13 protein-coding genes are annotated in these 12,977 nt (G+C 72.4%); 8 read left to right on the forward strand and 5 right to left on the reverse strand.

The features are described from left to right. Nucleotides 1-126 precede the first annotated feature (126 nt). A complete protein-coding gene (locus tag J2S58_RS06795) occupies nucleotides 127-2,115 on the reverse strand; it encodes a primary-amine oxidase (protein ID WP_205256035.1) in 1,989 nt (662 codons plus the stop codon). Nucleotides 2,116-2,120: 5 nt separating this feature from the next. Further along, a complete protein-coding gene (locus J2S58_RS06800) occupies nucleotides 2,121-3,698 on the reverse strand; it encodes an APC family permease (protein ID WP_205256034.1) in 1,578 nt (525 codons plus the stop codon). Nucleotides 3,699-3,918: 220 nt separating this feature from the next. On the opposite strand from J2S58_RS06800, the gene J2S58_RS06805 reads away from it, so the two are divergent. The 5 genes from J2S58_RS06805 to J2S58_RS06825 all read left to right on the forward strand — a co-directional run bounded on the left by J2S58_RS06805 (nucleotide 3,919) and on the right by J2S58_RS06825 (nucleotide 8,750). After that, the gene (locus J2S58_RS06805) at nucleotides 3,919-4,863 is read left to right on the forward strand and encodes a universal stress protein (RefSeq protein WP_205256033.1); all 945 of its coding nucleotides are present in this window, start codon (nucleotides 3,919-3,921) and stop codon (nucleotides 4,861-4,863) included. Nucleotides 4,864-4,924: 61 nt separating this feature from the next. Next, nucleotides 4,925-6,379, forward strand: coding sequence for an aminobutyraldehyde dehydrogenase (locus tag J2S58_RS06810; protein ID WP_205256032.1), 1,455 nt, complete (start codon nucleotides 4,925-4,927; stop codon nucleotides 6,377-6,379). Between the two features lie 169 nt (nucleotides 6,380-6,548). Further along, on the forward strand, nucleotides 6,549-7,646 hold the full coding sequence (locus J2S58_RS06815) for an S-(hydroxymethyl)mycothiol dehydrogenase (RefSeq protein WP_205256031.1): 1,098 nt from the start codon (nucleotides 6,549-6,551) through the stop codon (nucleotides 7,644-7,646). 50 nt (nucleotides 7,647-7,696) lie between these two features. After that, a complete protein-coding gene (locus J2S58_RS06820) occupies nucleotides 7,697-8,215 on the forward strand; it encodes a methyltransferase domain-containing protein (RefSeq protein WP_205256030.1) in 519 nt (172 codons plus the stop codon). Nucleotides 8,216-8,297: 82 nt separating this feature from the next. Next, nucleotides 8,298-8,750: a DnaJ family domain-containing protein gene (locus J2S58_RS06825; RefSeq protein ID WP_205256029.1), complete on the forward strand. Its 453-nt coding sequence runs from the start codon at nucleotides 8,298-8,300 to the stop codon at nucleotides 8,748-8,750. A gap of 29 nt (nucleotides 8,751-8,779) precedes the next feature. On the opposite strand, the gene J2S58_RS06830 is transcribed toward J2S58_RS06825, so the two are convergent. Further along, the gene (locus J2S58_RS06830; protein ID WP_205256028.1) at nucleotides 8,780-9,025 is read right to left on the reverse strand and encodes a DUF5302 family protein; all 246 of its coding nucleotides are present in this window, start codon (nucleotides 9,023-9,025) and stop codon (nucleotides 8,780-8,782) included. Between the two features lie 309 nt (nucleotides 9,026-9,334). Between J2S58_RS06830 and J2S58_RS06835 the strand changes: the two genes are divergently transcribed. Then, nucleotides 9,335-10,567: a hypothetical protein gene (locus J2S58_RS06835; RefSeq protein WP_240188484.1), complete on the forward strand. Its 1,233-nt coding sequence runs from the start codon at nucleotides 9,335-9,337 to the stop codon at nucleotides 10,565-10,567. A 79-nt stretch (nucleotides 10,568-10,646) separates the two neighbouring features. Here J2S58_RS06835 and J2S58_RS06840 read toward each other — a convergent pair whose 3' ends face one another. Further along, nucleotides 10,647-11,336 (reverse strand): SDR family oxidoreductase, encoded by a 690-nt coding sequence (locus J2S58_RS06840; protein ID WP_205256027.1) that lies wholly within the window; start codon nucleotides 11,334-11,336, stop codon nucleotides 10,647-10,649. Nucleotides 11,337-11,400: 64 nt separating this feature from the next. Here J2S58_RS06840 and J2S58_RS06845 point away from each other — a divergent pair, with 64 nt between their 5' ends. Continuing rightward, nucleotides 11,401-11,805 carry a MerR family transcriptional regulator gene (locus tag J2S58_RS06845; RefSeq protein WP_205256026.1) on the forward strand — a complete coding sequence of 135 codons (405 nt, stop codon included), beginning with the start codon at nucleotides 11,401-11,403 and terminating at the stop codon, nucleotides 11,803-11,805. A 15-nt stretch (nucleotides 11,806-11,820) separates the two neighbouring features. Here J2S58_RS06845 and J2S58_RS06850 read toward each other — a convergent pair whose 3' ends face one another. Continuing rightward, nucleotides 11,821-12,294 (reverse strand): DUF2306 domain-containing protein, encoded by a 474-nt coding sequence (locus J2S58_RS06850; protein ID WP_205256025.1) that lies wholly within the window; start codon nucleotides 12,292-12,294, stop codon nucleotides 11,821-11,823. A gap of 79 nt (nucleotides 12,295-12,373) precedes the next feature. On the opposite strand from J2S58_RS06850, the gene J2S58_RS06855 reads away from it, so the two are divergent. Beyond that, entirely contained in the window at nucleotides 12,374-12,919 is a 546-nt protein-coding gene (locus tag J2S58_RS06855; protein ID WP_205256024.1) for a PadR family transcriptional regulator, read from the forward strand. Nucleotides 12,920-12,977: the final 58 nt, after the last annotated feature.

Genomic DNA, 12,977 nt, shown 5'->3' on the forward strand with positions numbered 1-12,977 from the left:
CACGGTTTCGGCCTCGATTGCGGTAGAGCGTGCGCCGATGGTCGCAGATCCGCGTGAACTCGGTGGCCGCCACGCCCGCCGACACGGGAACGACCCCGAGCTGTGACCTGACGGGCCGCCCGTCGGTCAGCCGGCGGCCAGCGGAGCGGTGGGGTCGGCGTGGCAGGACGGGGCGTCGGCCCCCCCGCCGTGGCCCGGGGACGGCGGCAGGTCCAGCGACGGATTGCGGTCGAAGAAGCCGAACGGCTTGAGCCAGAACGAGACGGTGTCCGCCGGCATCACCGGCCAGTCCTCCAGCCGGGTGATGTGGTGCAGACCGAAGACGTACCAGAGCACGACGTCCTGGTCGAGCAGGTCCTCGCCGTCGGCGACCCAGCGGGTCATCCCGTCGTCGGCCTCGCTCTGGGTCGGGTAGTCCCCGCACGGGAAGAGCTCGTCGTCGTGCTGCCGGGTCACCCAGAGGGTGTGCCCGATCACCGGTGCCCGCAGGTACTGCGGCGCGGCGGGATCCATCATCGCCGGGAAGCTGCCGGTGGGCACCAGTTTGTAGGCGACCGGGCTGCCGACCACGTTCCGCTTCCCGGTGTTCAGCACCTTCCAGCTGCGCTGGGTGGACCACTCGTAGTCCCGCCCGGCCATCGACTCGTCCGCGATCGGGGTGGCCCGGGTGGTCAGGTTCAGCCCGTACGGGTTGTCCGGCCCGATCGGCGGGACGACGGAGTCGATCTCGTGCACCTGGTTGGCCTGGCCGTCGATGTCCAGGTCCAGGCGCGCGACCAGGAAGTGCTGGTGGAACGGGGCGTAGGTGCGCTGGTCGACCAGGGTGCCGGTGGCCGGGGTGGGGGCGCCCTCCGGGATCGGGGTGGTCACCATGATCCCGGTGGCCCGCACCTCGCACTCGATGTTGCCGTCCTGGTAGAGCCGCCAGTAGATGAGGTACTCGTAGTTCGCCACGGTGGCGTGGCAGGAGATGACCATGCGCCGCATACGGCGCACCTCGGCGCCGGACAGCCCGTCCACGTGCTTCCACAGGACGGCGTTGTCCTCCTCGTGCAGGCAGATCGCGTTGTCGATGGCGAACGGCTCGCCCGCGCTGTCGCTGAGGGTGGCGTCCAGGTAGCGGATCTCGCCCAGGCAGTCGCAGCCCAGGCTCAGCGAGGTCGTCATGTAGCCCAGACCCCACTCGCCGATGTCGTAGGCGGTGCGCCGGTAGTGGTCGAACGAGGAGTCCCGGTAGGGCACCACCATTTCGCTGAAGGAGATGCGGTGGGCGATCTGCCGCTCCGTGCCGTGGTCGTCGTAGCGCAGCTGGTGCAGGACCAGCCCCTCGCGGGGGGTGAAGCCGATGCGCACCCGCCAGTTCTGCCAGCTCAGCTCGTGCCCGTCGAGAGTGAAGGAGACGCCGTCCGGCTGGGTGATGTGCAGCGGGGCGATGTCGGTGCGCAGCTCCTGCCCGGGCACCTTGCCAGGCATGTACTCCCCCATCACCGGGGCCTGGGTGGCGATCTCGCCCGGCTGCTCGTCCAGCTCGAGCAGGGTCATGGTGTTCATGTCGACGATGAGCTTGAGCCCGGGGACGAGGTGGGCGTAGGGGTTCGAGCCCGGGGTCTCCCGCAGCCAGATGTCGGCCCAGCCGAGCCGACGGTCCCGGTACCGCTCCGGCATGAGGGCCAGCCCGTAGGTCCACACATCGATCAGCACGAGGTCCAGGTCGGTGATGCCCCGCTGGGCCAGCGCGGCCACCACGGTCGGATCCGCCTTCATCGCGGTCTCGCAGTCGTGCCACTCGTCGACCGTGAAGTTGGGGGTCACCCCGGGGACGTGGTCGACGGAGACGACCGCCGCGCCGCCGTCGGCCCGCGCGCCGCCCAGCTCCACGACCGCCTCGTACGCGCGGTTGTCCGCCCGGTCCCACAGCACGCTCTTGCTGCGCCGGGCGGGCGCAGGACCGGACCGACCGGCGAGCTCCCAGGCCAACAGGTCGGCCTTCGGCGGTTCCAGCAGGGCGATGGAGGCGAACCGATGGGACGGTCCGGCATGCCCGGCGGCGGTCAGCGCCGCGGTGCTCGCCGTGATCTCGTCGGCGGTCAGCGGTTCCAGCGGGTGCGGGGCCATGCGGGTCAGTCCTCCAGGATCAGGGCGGGGGTGTCCCGGCGCAGGGTGCGGCCGAGGAAGAAGTCGGGTTGACGGACCCGCATGACGAGCATGAGCACCGCGCCCAGGACGAGCAGCCCGACGCCGATGACGGCGACCACGCCGATGCCGAACACCTCGCCGCTGCCGTAGTCCGGGGCGGTGCTGTCGCGCAGGGTGACCAGGAAGACGAAGAGCAGGCCCAGCCCGCCGATCAGCGGGAACAGGAACTTGAACACGACGTTGTGCGCGCTGGTGAACAGTTCCCTGCGGAAGAACCACACGCAGCCCAGGGCGGTCAACGAGTAGTAGAAGCAGATCATCAGACCGAGCGAGAGGATCGTGTCGGTCAGGGTGTCCTCGGACAGGATGGTCAGCAGCGTGTAGAACGCCCCGGCCACCAGCCCGGCCACCACGGTGCCGTAGCCCGGCGTCAGGTAGCGCGGGTGGACCTGGGCGAAGCGGGCCGGCAGCGCCCTGTAGGCGGCCATGCCGAGCATCGTCCGGGTGGTCGGCAGGAACGTCGTCATCAGGCTGGCCGCGCTCGAGGCCAGCACGGCCAGGAAGAGGAACAACTTCCAGCCCTCGCCCATCACCGGCCCGGCCAGCGCCCCGAACACGTTCGCCTGGGTGTCCGGGTTGGACAGCCCGACGCCCTCCTCCCCGACGCCGGCGAACATCAGCGAGGCCACCGAGACCAGCAGGTAGGTCAGCAGGATCGACACCACGCACAGCAGCGCCGCCCGGCCCGGGGTCCGGGCCGCGTCCTTGGACTCCTCGTTGACGGTGAGCGCGGAATCCCAGCCCCAGAACGAGAAGATCGACGCCGACAACCCGGCGATGAACGCGGTCAGGGTGAAGCCGGACAGCGGGTTGAACCAGTCCCAGCTGAACGCCGCGCCGCCGGTCACCCCGCCGCCGGACTTGGCGATGGCCATCACCGCGAAGACCACCAGCACCACCATCTGGAAGCCGACCAGGATGTACTGCACCTTCTCGGTGGTGGTGATGCCGCGGTAGGCGACCGCGGTGGCGATCGCCAGGAAGACCAGACAGGTCAGCACGTTGACCCACTTGGTCTCCCACAGCGCCGACAGCGACTCACTGCCGAAGAGGTCGCCGAGCAGTTGGTAGAAGAACTGCACGGCCACGCCGGCCAGGTTGGCCAGCACGATGATGGTGGCCAGGATCGCCGCCCACCCGCCCAGCCAGCCCAGGTACGGACCGAACGCCTTCGTCGTCCAGGTGAAGGAGGTGCCGCAGTCCGGGGCGACCCGGTTGAACTCCCGGTACGCGTACGCGGCGAAGAACATCGGCAGGAAACCGGCGATGAACACGATCGGCATCTTGAAGCCGGCGACCACCGCGACCAGCCCGAGCGTGGCCGTCAACGTGTACGCCGGCGCCACGCACGAGATGCCCAGGGTGATGCCGCCGATGAGGCCGACGGAATTCCCGGAGAGCCCCTTGTCGACCACCTCGGCGGTCCCGGCCACCCGGGCCCCCGGGATGCCGCCCGCGGCGGCCGCGGCCGAGCCGGGTTCGCCGTTCTGAGAATCCGTCATCGCGACCTCACGTCCGCTCGCACACGCCCGGGAGCTGCTGGTGGCCCGAACAGTAAACTGCGCCCGTCCGGACATCGTCAGCTGCCCCGATGCCACGCCCGGAGATCGATTCCGCCCGGTCGACCGGCCCGTCGCACGACGCCCCGGGGCCGTCCGGCACGATCTCCTCGACGCCCGTCCGACCGGACGCCCCGGCCGACCCAACCGTGGGGAGACACGCATGAGCCTCAGTGCCGATCCGGCCGACCCGCCGATCCCGCCGGGACGCCGGTCGGGTGTGGTCGTCGGGGTGGACGGGTCGGCAGCGAACCGCGCCGCCCTGGACTGGGCCGCGGACACCGCCGCCGCCCTCGCGGTGCCGCTGACCGTGCTCGTCGCCCAGCCCGACCATGCCGCCGACATCGCCGAGTTCGACCCGATCGCCGACGAGTCCGCGGAAGCGTCCGACGGCACCGCCGGGCTGGGCGCCGGATCCCCCGCCGCCGCGGTGACCCGCACCGCGGTGCAGACCGCCCGCGACCGGCACCCCGACCTGGAGATCCACGCCGTGCGGTACCCCGATCCGCCGGTGCAGTCACTGCTGGCCGCCTCGGAAAGGGCCGACCTGGTCGTCCTCGGGTCGCACGGGTGGGAGGGCCTCACGGGCCTGCTCGTCGGATCCACCGTGCTGCACGTGGTGCCGTACGCCCGCTGCCCCGTCGTGGTCGTGCCGGTGACCGACTCGGTGGAACCGCGGCCCGGCAGCACGGTGGTGCTGGGCTTCGACGGATCGGTGGAGGCGGCGGCCGCCGCGGCCGCCGCCTTCCGGCACGCCGCCGCCGTCGGGGCCGACGTGCTGGCCGTCTACGTGCGGCCGCGACGCGGACACGACGAGGTCGTCGAGGTGGACCCGACCACCGAGCAGCTCGGCTCCCCGGTGGCCACGTTCTGGGCGCCGGTGCTCCTCGCCGCCCACGCCCACCCCGACGTGACCGTGCACTACCGGCACGCCCGCGGCCGGGCCGGCACCGTGCTCGCCGAGCAGGCCCGCGGTGCCGCCCTGCTGGTCGTCGGGGCGCGGGGCCGTGGCGGATTCCGCGGCCTGGTGATGGGATCGGTCAGCCAGCACCTGCTGACCACGGCCCCGTGCCCGGTGCAGGTGCTGCACAGCAATCTGGCCCGGTGAGACGCCCGCCCCGCGGGGCGGGCGCTCGACCGGTCGGGAAACCCGGACAGGAAGAGGATCGATGAGCGCGGTGCAGGCGGACCGGACCCAGTGGCGCAACGTGGTCGGCGGGCAGGAGGTCGACACCGCCGCCGGGACGACGATGGACGTCGTGGACCCGAGCACGGGTGAGGTCTACGCGACCGCGCCCCTGTCCGGCCCGGCGGACATCGACGCCGCCTACGCCGCCGCGGCCACCGCCTTCGAGTCCTGGCGCTGGTCGACCCCGTCGGAGCGGCAGCTGGCCCTGCTGCGCTTCGCCGACCACATCGAGGCGAACGCCGACGAGCTGGTCGCGATCGAGGTGCGGGACACCGGTAAGCCGACCGGGCTGACCCTGTCGGAAGAGATCGGCCCCATGGTCGACCAGGTCCGCTTCTTCGCCGGGGCGGCCCGGGTCCTCGAGGGCCGGTCCACCGGGGAGTACCTGCGCGGGCACACCAGCTCGGTGCGCCGGGAACCCGTCGGCGTCGTCGGCCAGGTGGCCCCGTGGAACTACCCGATGATGATGGCCATCTGGAAGCTGGCGCCGGCGCTGGCCGCCGGCTGCGCCACCGTCATCAAGCCGTCGGACACCACCCCGGCGTCCACCCTGTGGCTGGGACGGGCGGCCCAGGAGTTCTTCCCGGCCGGCGTGGTCAACGTGGTCTGCGGTGACCGGGAGACCGGTTCGGCCCTGGTCTCGCACCGCACCCCCGCGCTGGTCTCCATCACCGGCTCCACCGGGGCGGGCATGGCGGTGGCCACCGCCGCGGCCCGCAACATCACCCGCGCCCACCTGGAACTTGGCGGCAAGGCCCCGGTCGTGGTGTTCGACGACGCGGACATCGAGGCCGCCGTCGAGGGCATCGCCACCGCCGGCTACTTCAACGGCGGCCAGGACTGCACCGCGGCCACCCGGGTCATCGCCCTGCCCGGCATCTACGACGAGTTCGTCGCCGCCCTGACCGCCAAGGCCCGGGACACCCGCACCGGCGCCTCCGACGACGCCGACGTGCTCTACGGCTCCATCAACAACGCGAACCAGCTCGGCCACATCAGCGGGCTGGTCGACCGGGCGCGGCAGAACGCCGACGTCACCACGGGCGGGACGGCCTTGGACCGGGCCGGTTTCTACTACCCGCCCACGGTGGTCGCCGGGGTGCACCAGGACGACGAGATCGTGCAGACCGAGGTGTTCGGCCCGGTCATCACCGTGCAGAAGGCGGCCGACGAGAACGAGGCACTGGCCTTCGCCAACGGCTCGCAGTACGGCCTGGCCTCCTCCGTGTGGACCTCCGACGTCGGTGTGGCGGCGCGCATGTCGGCGCGGCTGGACTTCGGCTGCGTCTGGATCAACACGCACATCCCGCTGGTCGCCGAGATGCCGCACGGCGGGTTCAAGCGGTCCGGCTACGGCAAGGACCTGTCGATGTACGGGTTCGAGGACTACACGCGCATCAAGCACGTCATGCAGTTCCACGGCTTCGAGGGCTGAGCCTCCCCCGGCCGCACAGCCCTCGCGGCCGGCCCGGCCGCCGGTCACAGGTGCGCCGGGCCGGGGTGTCGGGCGTCTCGGCTAGCCTGCGATCCGGGGCCGGACCGGGCGGGTCACGGCCGCCCGGCCCGCCCGACCCGAGCCCGTCCACCCGTCTGAAGGAGTCCCCGTGGTCCACCAGGTGCAGGGCGTCATCGCGCGCACGAAGGACGCCCCCGTCGAGCTGACCACGATCCTGGTCCCGGATCCGGGCCCGGGCGAGGCGTTGGTCCGGGTGCAGGCCTGCGGGGTCTGTCACACCGATCTGCACTACAAGGTCGGCGGCATCGGCGACGACTACCCGTACCTGCTCGGCCACGAGGCCGCCGGCATCGTCGAGGCGGTCGGCGACGACGTGGTCGACGTGGCGCCCGGCGACTTCGTGATCCTGAACTGGCGAGCCGTCTGCGGTCATTGCCGGGCCTGCCTGCGCGGTCGCCCGCAGTACTGCTTCAACACCCACAACGCGACCCAGAAGATGACGTTGGAGGACGGCACCGAGCTGTCCCCCGCCCTGGGCATCGGCGCCTTCGCCGAGCTGACCCTGGTCGCCGCGGGGCAGTGCACCAAGGTCGACGCGACGGCCGCCCCCACCGCGGCCGGCCTGCTCGGGTGCGGCGTGATGGCCGGCATCGGCGCGGCCATCAACACCGGCGGGGTCACCCGCGGGGACTCGGTCGCCGTGATCGGCTGCGGCGGGGTCGGTGACGCGGCCATCGCCGGCGCCGCCCTGGTCGGCGCGCACACCGTCATCGCCATCGACACCGACGAGAAGAAGTTGGCCTGGGCCAAGGAGTTCGGGGCCACCCACACCGTGCTGGTCGACCCGGCCGCCCCCGCGGACGACGTGATCGAGCAGGTTCGCGCGCTCACCGGGGGCTTCGGCGTGGACGTGGCCATCGACGCCGTCGGCCGCCCGGAGACCTGGAAGCAGGCCTTCTACCTTCGCGATCTGGCCGGCACCGTCGTGCTCGTCGGCGTGCCCAACCCGACGATGACGCTGGAGATCCCGCTCATCGACGTGTTCGGCCGCGGCGGCTCGTTGAAGTCGTCCTGGTACGGCGACTGCCTGCCCTCGCGCGACTTCCCGGTGCTCATCGACCTCTACAAGCAGGGTCGGCTGCCGCTGGACAAGTTCGTCTCCGAGGAGATCGGCATCGGCGACGTCGAGGCCGCGTTCGACAAGATGCACCGCGGCGAGGTCCTGCGCAGCGTCGTCGTCCTCTGAGCAGTAGCCCGACCCCGCCCCACCCTGGCACGACACTGGAGGTTCGACACATGCCGCAGAGTTCCGCGGAGGGCAAGGACTGGATCCGCGAGCGGATCGCCGAGCTGGGCCGGGAGGCACCGCTGACGGTGCTCGACATCGGCCCGGGCGTCGGGACCTACGCCAAACTGCTGCGCGGCCCGGCCGTCGACCACCTGATCGGCGTGGAGATCTACGAGCCGTACGTGCACACCTACCGGCTGCGGGAGTACTACGACGAGGTGATCGTGGGCGACGCCCGGGAGGTGACCTTCCCGGCGGCCGACGTGGTCATCCTGGGTGATGTGGCCGAGCACATGAGCCGGGAGGACGCGCTGGCGCTCTGGGCCAAGGCCGCCGCGGCCGCCCGCCGGGCCGTCTACCTGTCCATCCCGATCGTCCACTACCCGCAGGGCGAGATCGAGGGCAACTGCCACGAGGTGCACGTGGTGGACGACTGGAACCACGACACCGTGCGCGCGGCGTTCACCGGCATCGGCGAGTTCTGGACGGGCACCGAGGTCGGTGTGTACGAGCGGCTGACCGGCTGATCATGGCACTCCGCAGTGCGGGCCGGGCGTCGGCCCGGCCACGATGACCACGCCCTCGGCCGGGCCGCACCGTCGCCGCGACGTGGATGGCGTCCTGCGGGACGCCGCCGCCCGGGGCGCCTTCGACGACCTGCCGGGCGCCGGGAAGCCGCTGCCGCCCGCACCCCCGGGTCGGCACGACGAGAACTGGTGGATCAAGCAGTTCGCCGAGCGGGAGAACGTCCCGGGATCGGAGTTCCTCCCCGAGGCGCTGCGCATCCGCAAGGAGGTGGAGACCCTCGACGAGCGGATGGCCTCCCGCATCTCCGAGGACGCCGTCCGCCGGGAACTGACCGACCTCGACCGGCGGATCCGGACGGAGATCCTGCTGCCCACCTCGGCGTTCCTGTGCGGTCCGCCGCTGGACATCGAGGCGGTGCTGGCCCGCTGGCGGGAGGCCCGGGCGATCCGGCCACCGGTGACCCGGACGGAACCGGCGCCACCCGCCCCGCGTCGGGGTGGCTGGCGCCGGTGGCTGTTCGGGCCCGGGGGGTGAGACCGGTCGGACCGGTCGGGCCGGGTGGATCAGCCGCCGCCGCCGGACTTCCGGCGGAACTGGCGGGTGGCCTTGGAGTTCGTGTGCGAGCCGTCGACCCCGTGGCCGTCGAGGTGGGACGAGCGGGCCTGTCCGGCCGCCTTCTTCTTCTCCAGCGCGGCCGCGAAGACCGAGCGGGTGTCGGCGGACGGAACGGGCACCTCGTCGGTCGCGACCGCCGGGTCCGCGTCGGCCGTCGGGGCCGGGGCGGGGTCGGAATCGTGCGGATGCGTCATGGGGGCCTCCAGGAGGATCAGGGTGCCGGGGCACCGCGGACGGGGACGCCGTCCCGGCCAGTGAACCAGGCGCGGCCGGCCGGCCGGGACGCGGTCGTGGAGCGACCGGCCCATCCTGCGGCCGGGGCGCCGCCCGCACCACCGGATTACCGCCCGCCCCGTGTCCGGGGCCCCGCCCGTACGCAGGAGTCGCCGATGACGGGCCGCTAGGCTGAGCGCCGCTCGCGGGGACCCCGCGCGCTCGCGACCGGCCGTTAGGCTGGCGCCGCTCGTGGGGAACCCCACGTGCCGATCGAGAGGAACCCCGTCGTGGCCGAGAGCATCCCCGACATCATCCCGATCGAGCTGGGGTTGACGGCCGGCAACGGGCTGACCCTGTGGGCGCCCCGGTGGCACGAGGACGGCGAGGAATGGGAGGCCTTCCTCGGGTCGGGCGACGACCTGTTCGTCTTCCCGGACACCGCGCACCTGGCCGCGTTCGTCCGCACCTCCACCGAGCACGACCTGCTGGACCACCCCGAGTGGGACACCGCGACCCGGCTGCTCACCGACGAGCTCTCCCCCGACGACGACCACCGCTTCGACATCGTCGGGGTGCCGGACCTGGTCGCCGAACCGGCGGACATCTGGACCCTGGCCGAGCTGGCCGACACGGTGGCGATCCTGCGGTCCCTCGCCGACGTCTGCGATCTCGAGGTCGTCACCGAGGTGCTGGACTCCGCCGAGGGCTTCTCGGTGCTCGGGCTCGGCGAGCAGGTCTTCGGCGGCCGGGTCGGCGAGAAGCTGTGGGACGAGATCGGCACCGTCGTCTCCGCCCGGTGGGACGAGGTGGTCGACGCCCTGGACAGCATCGTGAAGGTCCCCGACGTGGACGCCGACGCGCTGGCCACCGCACAGGCCGAGGCCCAGGCGGTGCTGGCCGCGGTGGCCGCCGCGGAGGCCGCGGCCGGCGGCGGTGCCGACGAGGACCGCGACCCCGACCTCGAGTTCTGGGAGCAGGCCGGTATCGACCCGGTCGAGGTGACCGTCGGCGGACGCACCGGGTACACCCTGCGCTGCTACCTCGACGACGACCCGCTGTTCCTGTCCCGCGGGGGCGAGATCCTGGTGTTCTCCACGGCCGAGGGCCTGGAGAACCACATCGCCGACCCGAAGGTGCGTCACCGGCTCAGCGACCTGAACTTCTGGCCGGAGATCCGCGACGCGGTCGCCGGCGGTGATGCCGCGGTGGTCGCCGGTCGCGAGAACACCTACGTGCTGGACGGTGTCGCCGAGCAGCTCGCCGAGGGGCCGGAGGCCGTCGACTCCGCGCAGCTCGATCTGGCCGTGGAGCTGCTCACCGACGCCGCCGAGGCCCGCGGGGACTCCGAGTCCGTCGAGGCGCTGTCCAGCGCCTCGCCGCTGGGCAACCTCATCGGGTCGCTCACCGACGCCGACCCCGACCGGATGGCCCCCGCCCCGCCCTACGACGACGAGGCCGCGGCCTGGACGGTGCTCGTCGACCGGTTCGCCACCACCCTGGTGTGGGACCCGGAGAGCTGAGCCGGCGCCCCGGCCGACGCGCCTCGACCTCCGTCACGGAGATCGGGGCCGACCGTGTCGACCGACCACGTCGGTCGGGTCAGGTCGTGCGGAAGCGGTCGTAGAACGCGCGGGGATCCTGGGCCAGCGAGGCCTTGACCATCGCGCTCCACTCGTCGACGACGACCTCGATCTCGCCGGCCTCGGCGGCGTCCAGCGTCCGGCGGGCGACCACGGCCGGGTCGGTCTTGGGGCCCTGGATCCCCTCGGCCATGTCGGTGTCGGCCAGACCGAGGTGCACGGAGGTGACCTGCGTGCCCTGCCCGGCGAGCTCGAGGCGCAGCGCGTTGCTCATGTTCCAGTTCGCCGCCTTGGAAACCGCGTAGGCGCCGGCCCCGGGGGCGGCGAACCAGGACAGCGCGGAGGCGATGGTGATGATCCGCCCGCCGCCGTTGGTCGCCAGGACGGGAGCGAAGGCGCGGACCATCGCCAGCGTCCCCCAGAAGTTGACGTCCATCTCGGCACGCACGCCCGCCAGGTCGCCGAGGAGTCGTGCGCCGGTGGAGATCCCGGCGTTGTTGATCAGCAGGTCGACGTCGCCGGCCAGTGCGGCCGCCGCGGTGACGGCGTCGGGGTCGGTGATGTCCAGGGCGAGGGGCCGGACACCGGGCAGGTCGATCGTCGCGGGGTCACGGGCTCCGGCGTAGACCGTCGCCCCCCGGGCGAGCAGCTCGGTGGCGAAGTGGCGGCCGAGGCCGCGGTTGGCCCCGGTGATCAGTGCGGTTGTCATGAGCCGGACGCTATAACCTGACGTTGACGTCAGGGGCAAGTCCGGTCGGGCCGAGGGGGAACAGATGCGCATCGGTGAGGTCGCCGCATCGTCGGGGGTCAGCGTGCGGGCGCTGCGGTACTACGAGGAACAGGGCCTGCTGGTCGCCGAACGCAGCGCCAGCGGGCAGCGCCGGTACCCGCCCGAGGCCGTCGACCGCGTCCGGTTCATCCAGTCCCTCTACGCCGCCGGACTCGGCAGCAGAGCGGTCCTGCCGATCCTGCCGTGTCTGGAGCACGGCGTGCTCACCGAGAAGATGCACGAGCAGCTGCTGACCGAGCGTGCCCGCGTGCAGGCTCAACTGGAGGAGCTGACGGCGACCCGCGACAAGCTGGACGAGGTCATCCGCCTGGGGCAGGCGAACCGTGTGGGTGCCGGCCCGGACGCCGACCGGGGCGGCTGCACGGGATCGCCGACGCCCGGCCGGTGAGCCCGGCGGGACCGGTCAGAGGTGCGCCCGGCCCGCGACGGCCGCCACCGGTCCCGACCCACCCGAGGCCGACCGGACGCGACGCACGGTGCGCGCGATGAGCGGCGCACCGATCAGCGTGGGAACGACCCAGGCCAGCGGGCTCGCCCAGTTGACGACCAGGGCCGCGGTGACGAACGAGATGTACGAGCTGCACATCAACACCACGTGCCGGACCACCCACCCCGGTCGGTGACGGCGACGGGCCACCCACCCGGCCAGAGCACTGGCCTCGGTGGCCACGGCGATGATGCCCAGCCCCCACAGCCGACCGGGGTCGGAGACGACCAGGGCGAGCGCGGTGCCGGTCATCAGGGCCACAGCCCCCTGGTACGCGCGGCCGGCGACGACATGGCGACCGGCCCGCTTGGGTGCGGTGAGTACCACGGCCCCCAGGAGCAGGCCGACGACGCCGGCCGCGATGTGCAGGGCGAGGACGGCACCGAGCATGGCACACCTTCCATAGTGGACTGTTGTGCCACCATGGTGAACGTTCCACAATGGAACGTCAAGAGGGCGAGGGGATGGCATGCGAGCGGTCAATGCGACGGTGGGATCGCTGCTGGGGTTCCTGCACGACGGCCCGCAGTCCGGTTGGGACCTGGTGGCCACCGCCCAGCACCGCATCGGGGACTTCTGGAGCCTGACCCGTAGCCAGGTCTACCGCGAACTCACGGGCATGGCCGACGACGGTCTGATCACCGTCCAGGAGACCGGGCCCCGGGAGCGCCGGGCCTACGCGCTGACCGACCTCGGCCGGGAAGCCTTCCGCGACTGGATCTCCCGGCCCCCCGGCGAGGAGCAGATCCGCTATCCCCTCCTGCTCACGCTCGCCTTCGCCGACCACCTGCCGCCCGAACGCCTGGCCGCCCACCTCGCCGATCACCGGGCCATCCACCAGGCCCGACTGGACGACTACCGCCGGCAGCACGGGCAGGCTGTCGCCGCAGGAGCCCGCGCGCGGGACCTGATCACCCTGGACTTCGGCGAACGTTACGAAGCCGCCGTGCTGGGCTGGTTCGACGCTCTCCCCGATCCGGTCGCGCCGGACAGGCCCACCACCGGCGGGCGGTGACAGCGGCGCCGCACCGGCGTCCGGTAGCCCGTCCTGCCGGCCGGTCCCGCGCACGCCG

Origin of the sequence: Nakamurella flavida, from assembly GCF_030811475.1 — a bacterium.
In the GTDB taxonomy this organism is placed as follows: Bacteria; Actinomycetota; Actinomycetes; order Mycobacteriales; family Nakamurellaceae; genus Nakamurella; species Nakamurella flavida.

Coding starts and splice junctions, on each gene's coding strand:
- J2S58_RS06795 (WP_205256035.1), bottom strand. CDS start 2,115: ATGGCCCCGCACCCGCTGGAACCGCTGACCGCCGACGAGATCACGGCG.
- J2S58_RS06800 (WP_205256034.1), bottom strand. CDS start 3,698: ATGACGGATTCTCAGAACGGCGAACCCGGCTCGGCCGCGGCCGCCGCG.
- J2S58_RS06805 (WP_205256033.1), top strand. CDS start 3,919: ATGAGCCTCAGTGCCGATCCGGCCGACCCGCCGATCCCGCCGGGACGC.
- J2S58_RS06810 (WP_205256032.1), top strand. CDS start 4,925: ATGAGCGCGGTGCAGGCGGACCGGACCCAGTGGCGCAACGTGGTCGGC.
- J2S58_RS06820 (WP_205256030.1), top strand. CDS start 7,697: ATGCCGCAGAGTTCCGCGGAGGGCAAGGACTGGATCCGCGAGCGGATC.
- J2S58_RS06830 (WP_205256028.1), bottom strand. CDS start 9,025: ATGACGCATCCGCACGATTCCGACCCCGCCCCGGCCCCGACGGCCGAC.
- J2S58_RS06840 (WP_205256027.1), bottom strand. CDS start 11,336: ATGACAACCGCACTGATCACCGGGGCCAACCGCGGCCTCGGCCGCCAC.
- J2S58_RS06845 (WP_205256026.1), top strand. CDS start 11,401: ATGCGCATCGGTGAGGTCGCCGCATCGTCGGGGGTCAGCGTGCGGGCG.
- J2S58_RS06850 (WP_205256025.1), bottom strand. CDS start 12,294: ATGCTCGGTGCCGTCCTCGCCCTGCACATCGCGGCCGGCGTCGTCGGC.
- J2S58_RS06855 (WP_205256024.1), top strand. CDS start 12,374: ATGCGAGCGGTCAATGCGACGGTGGGATCGCTGCTGGGGTTCCTGCAC.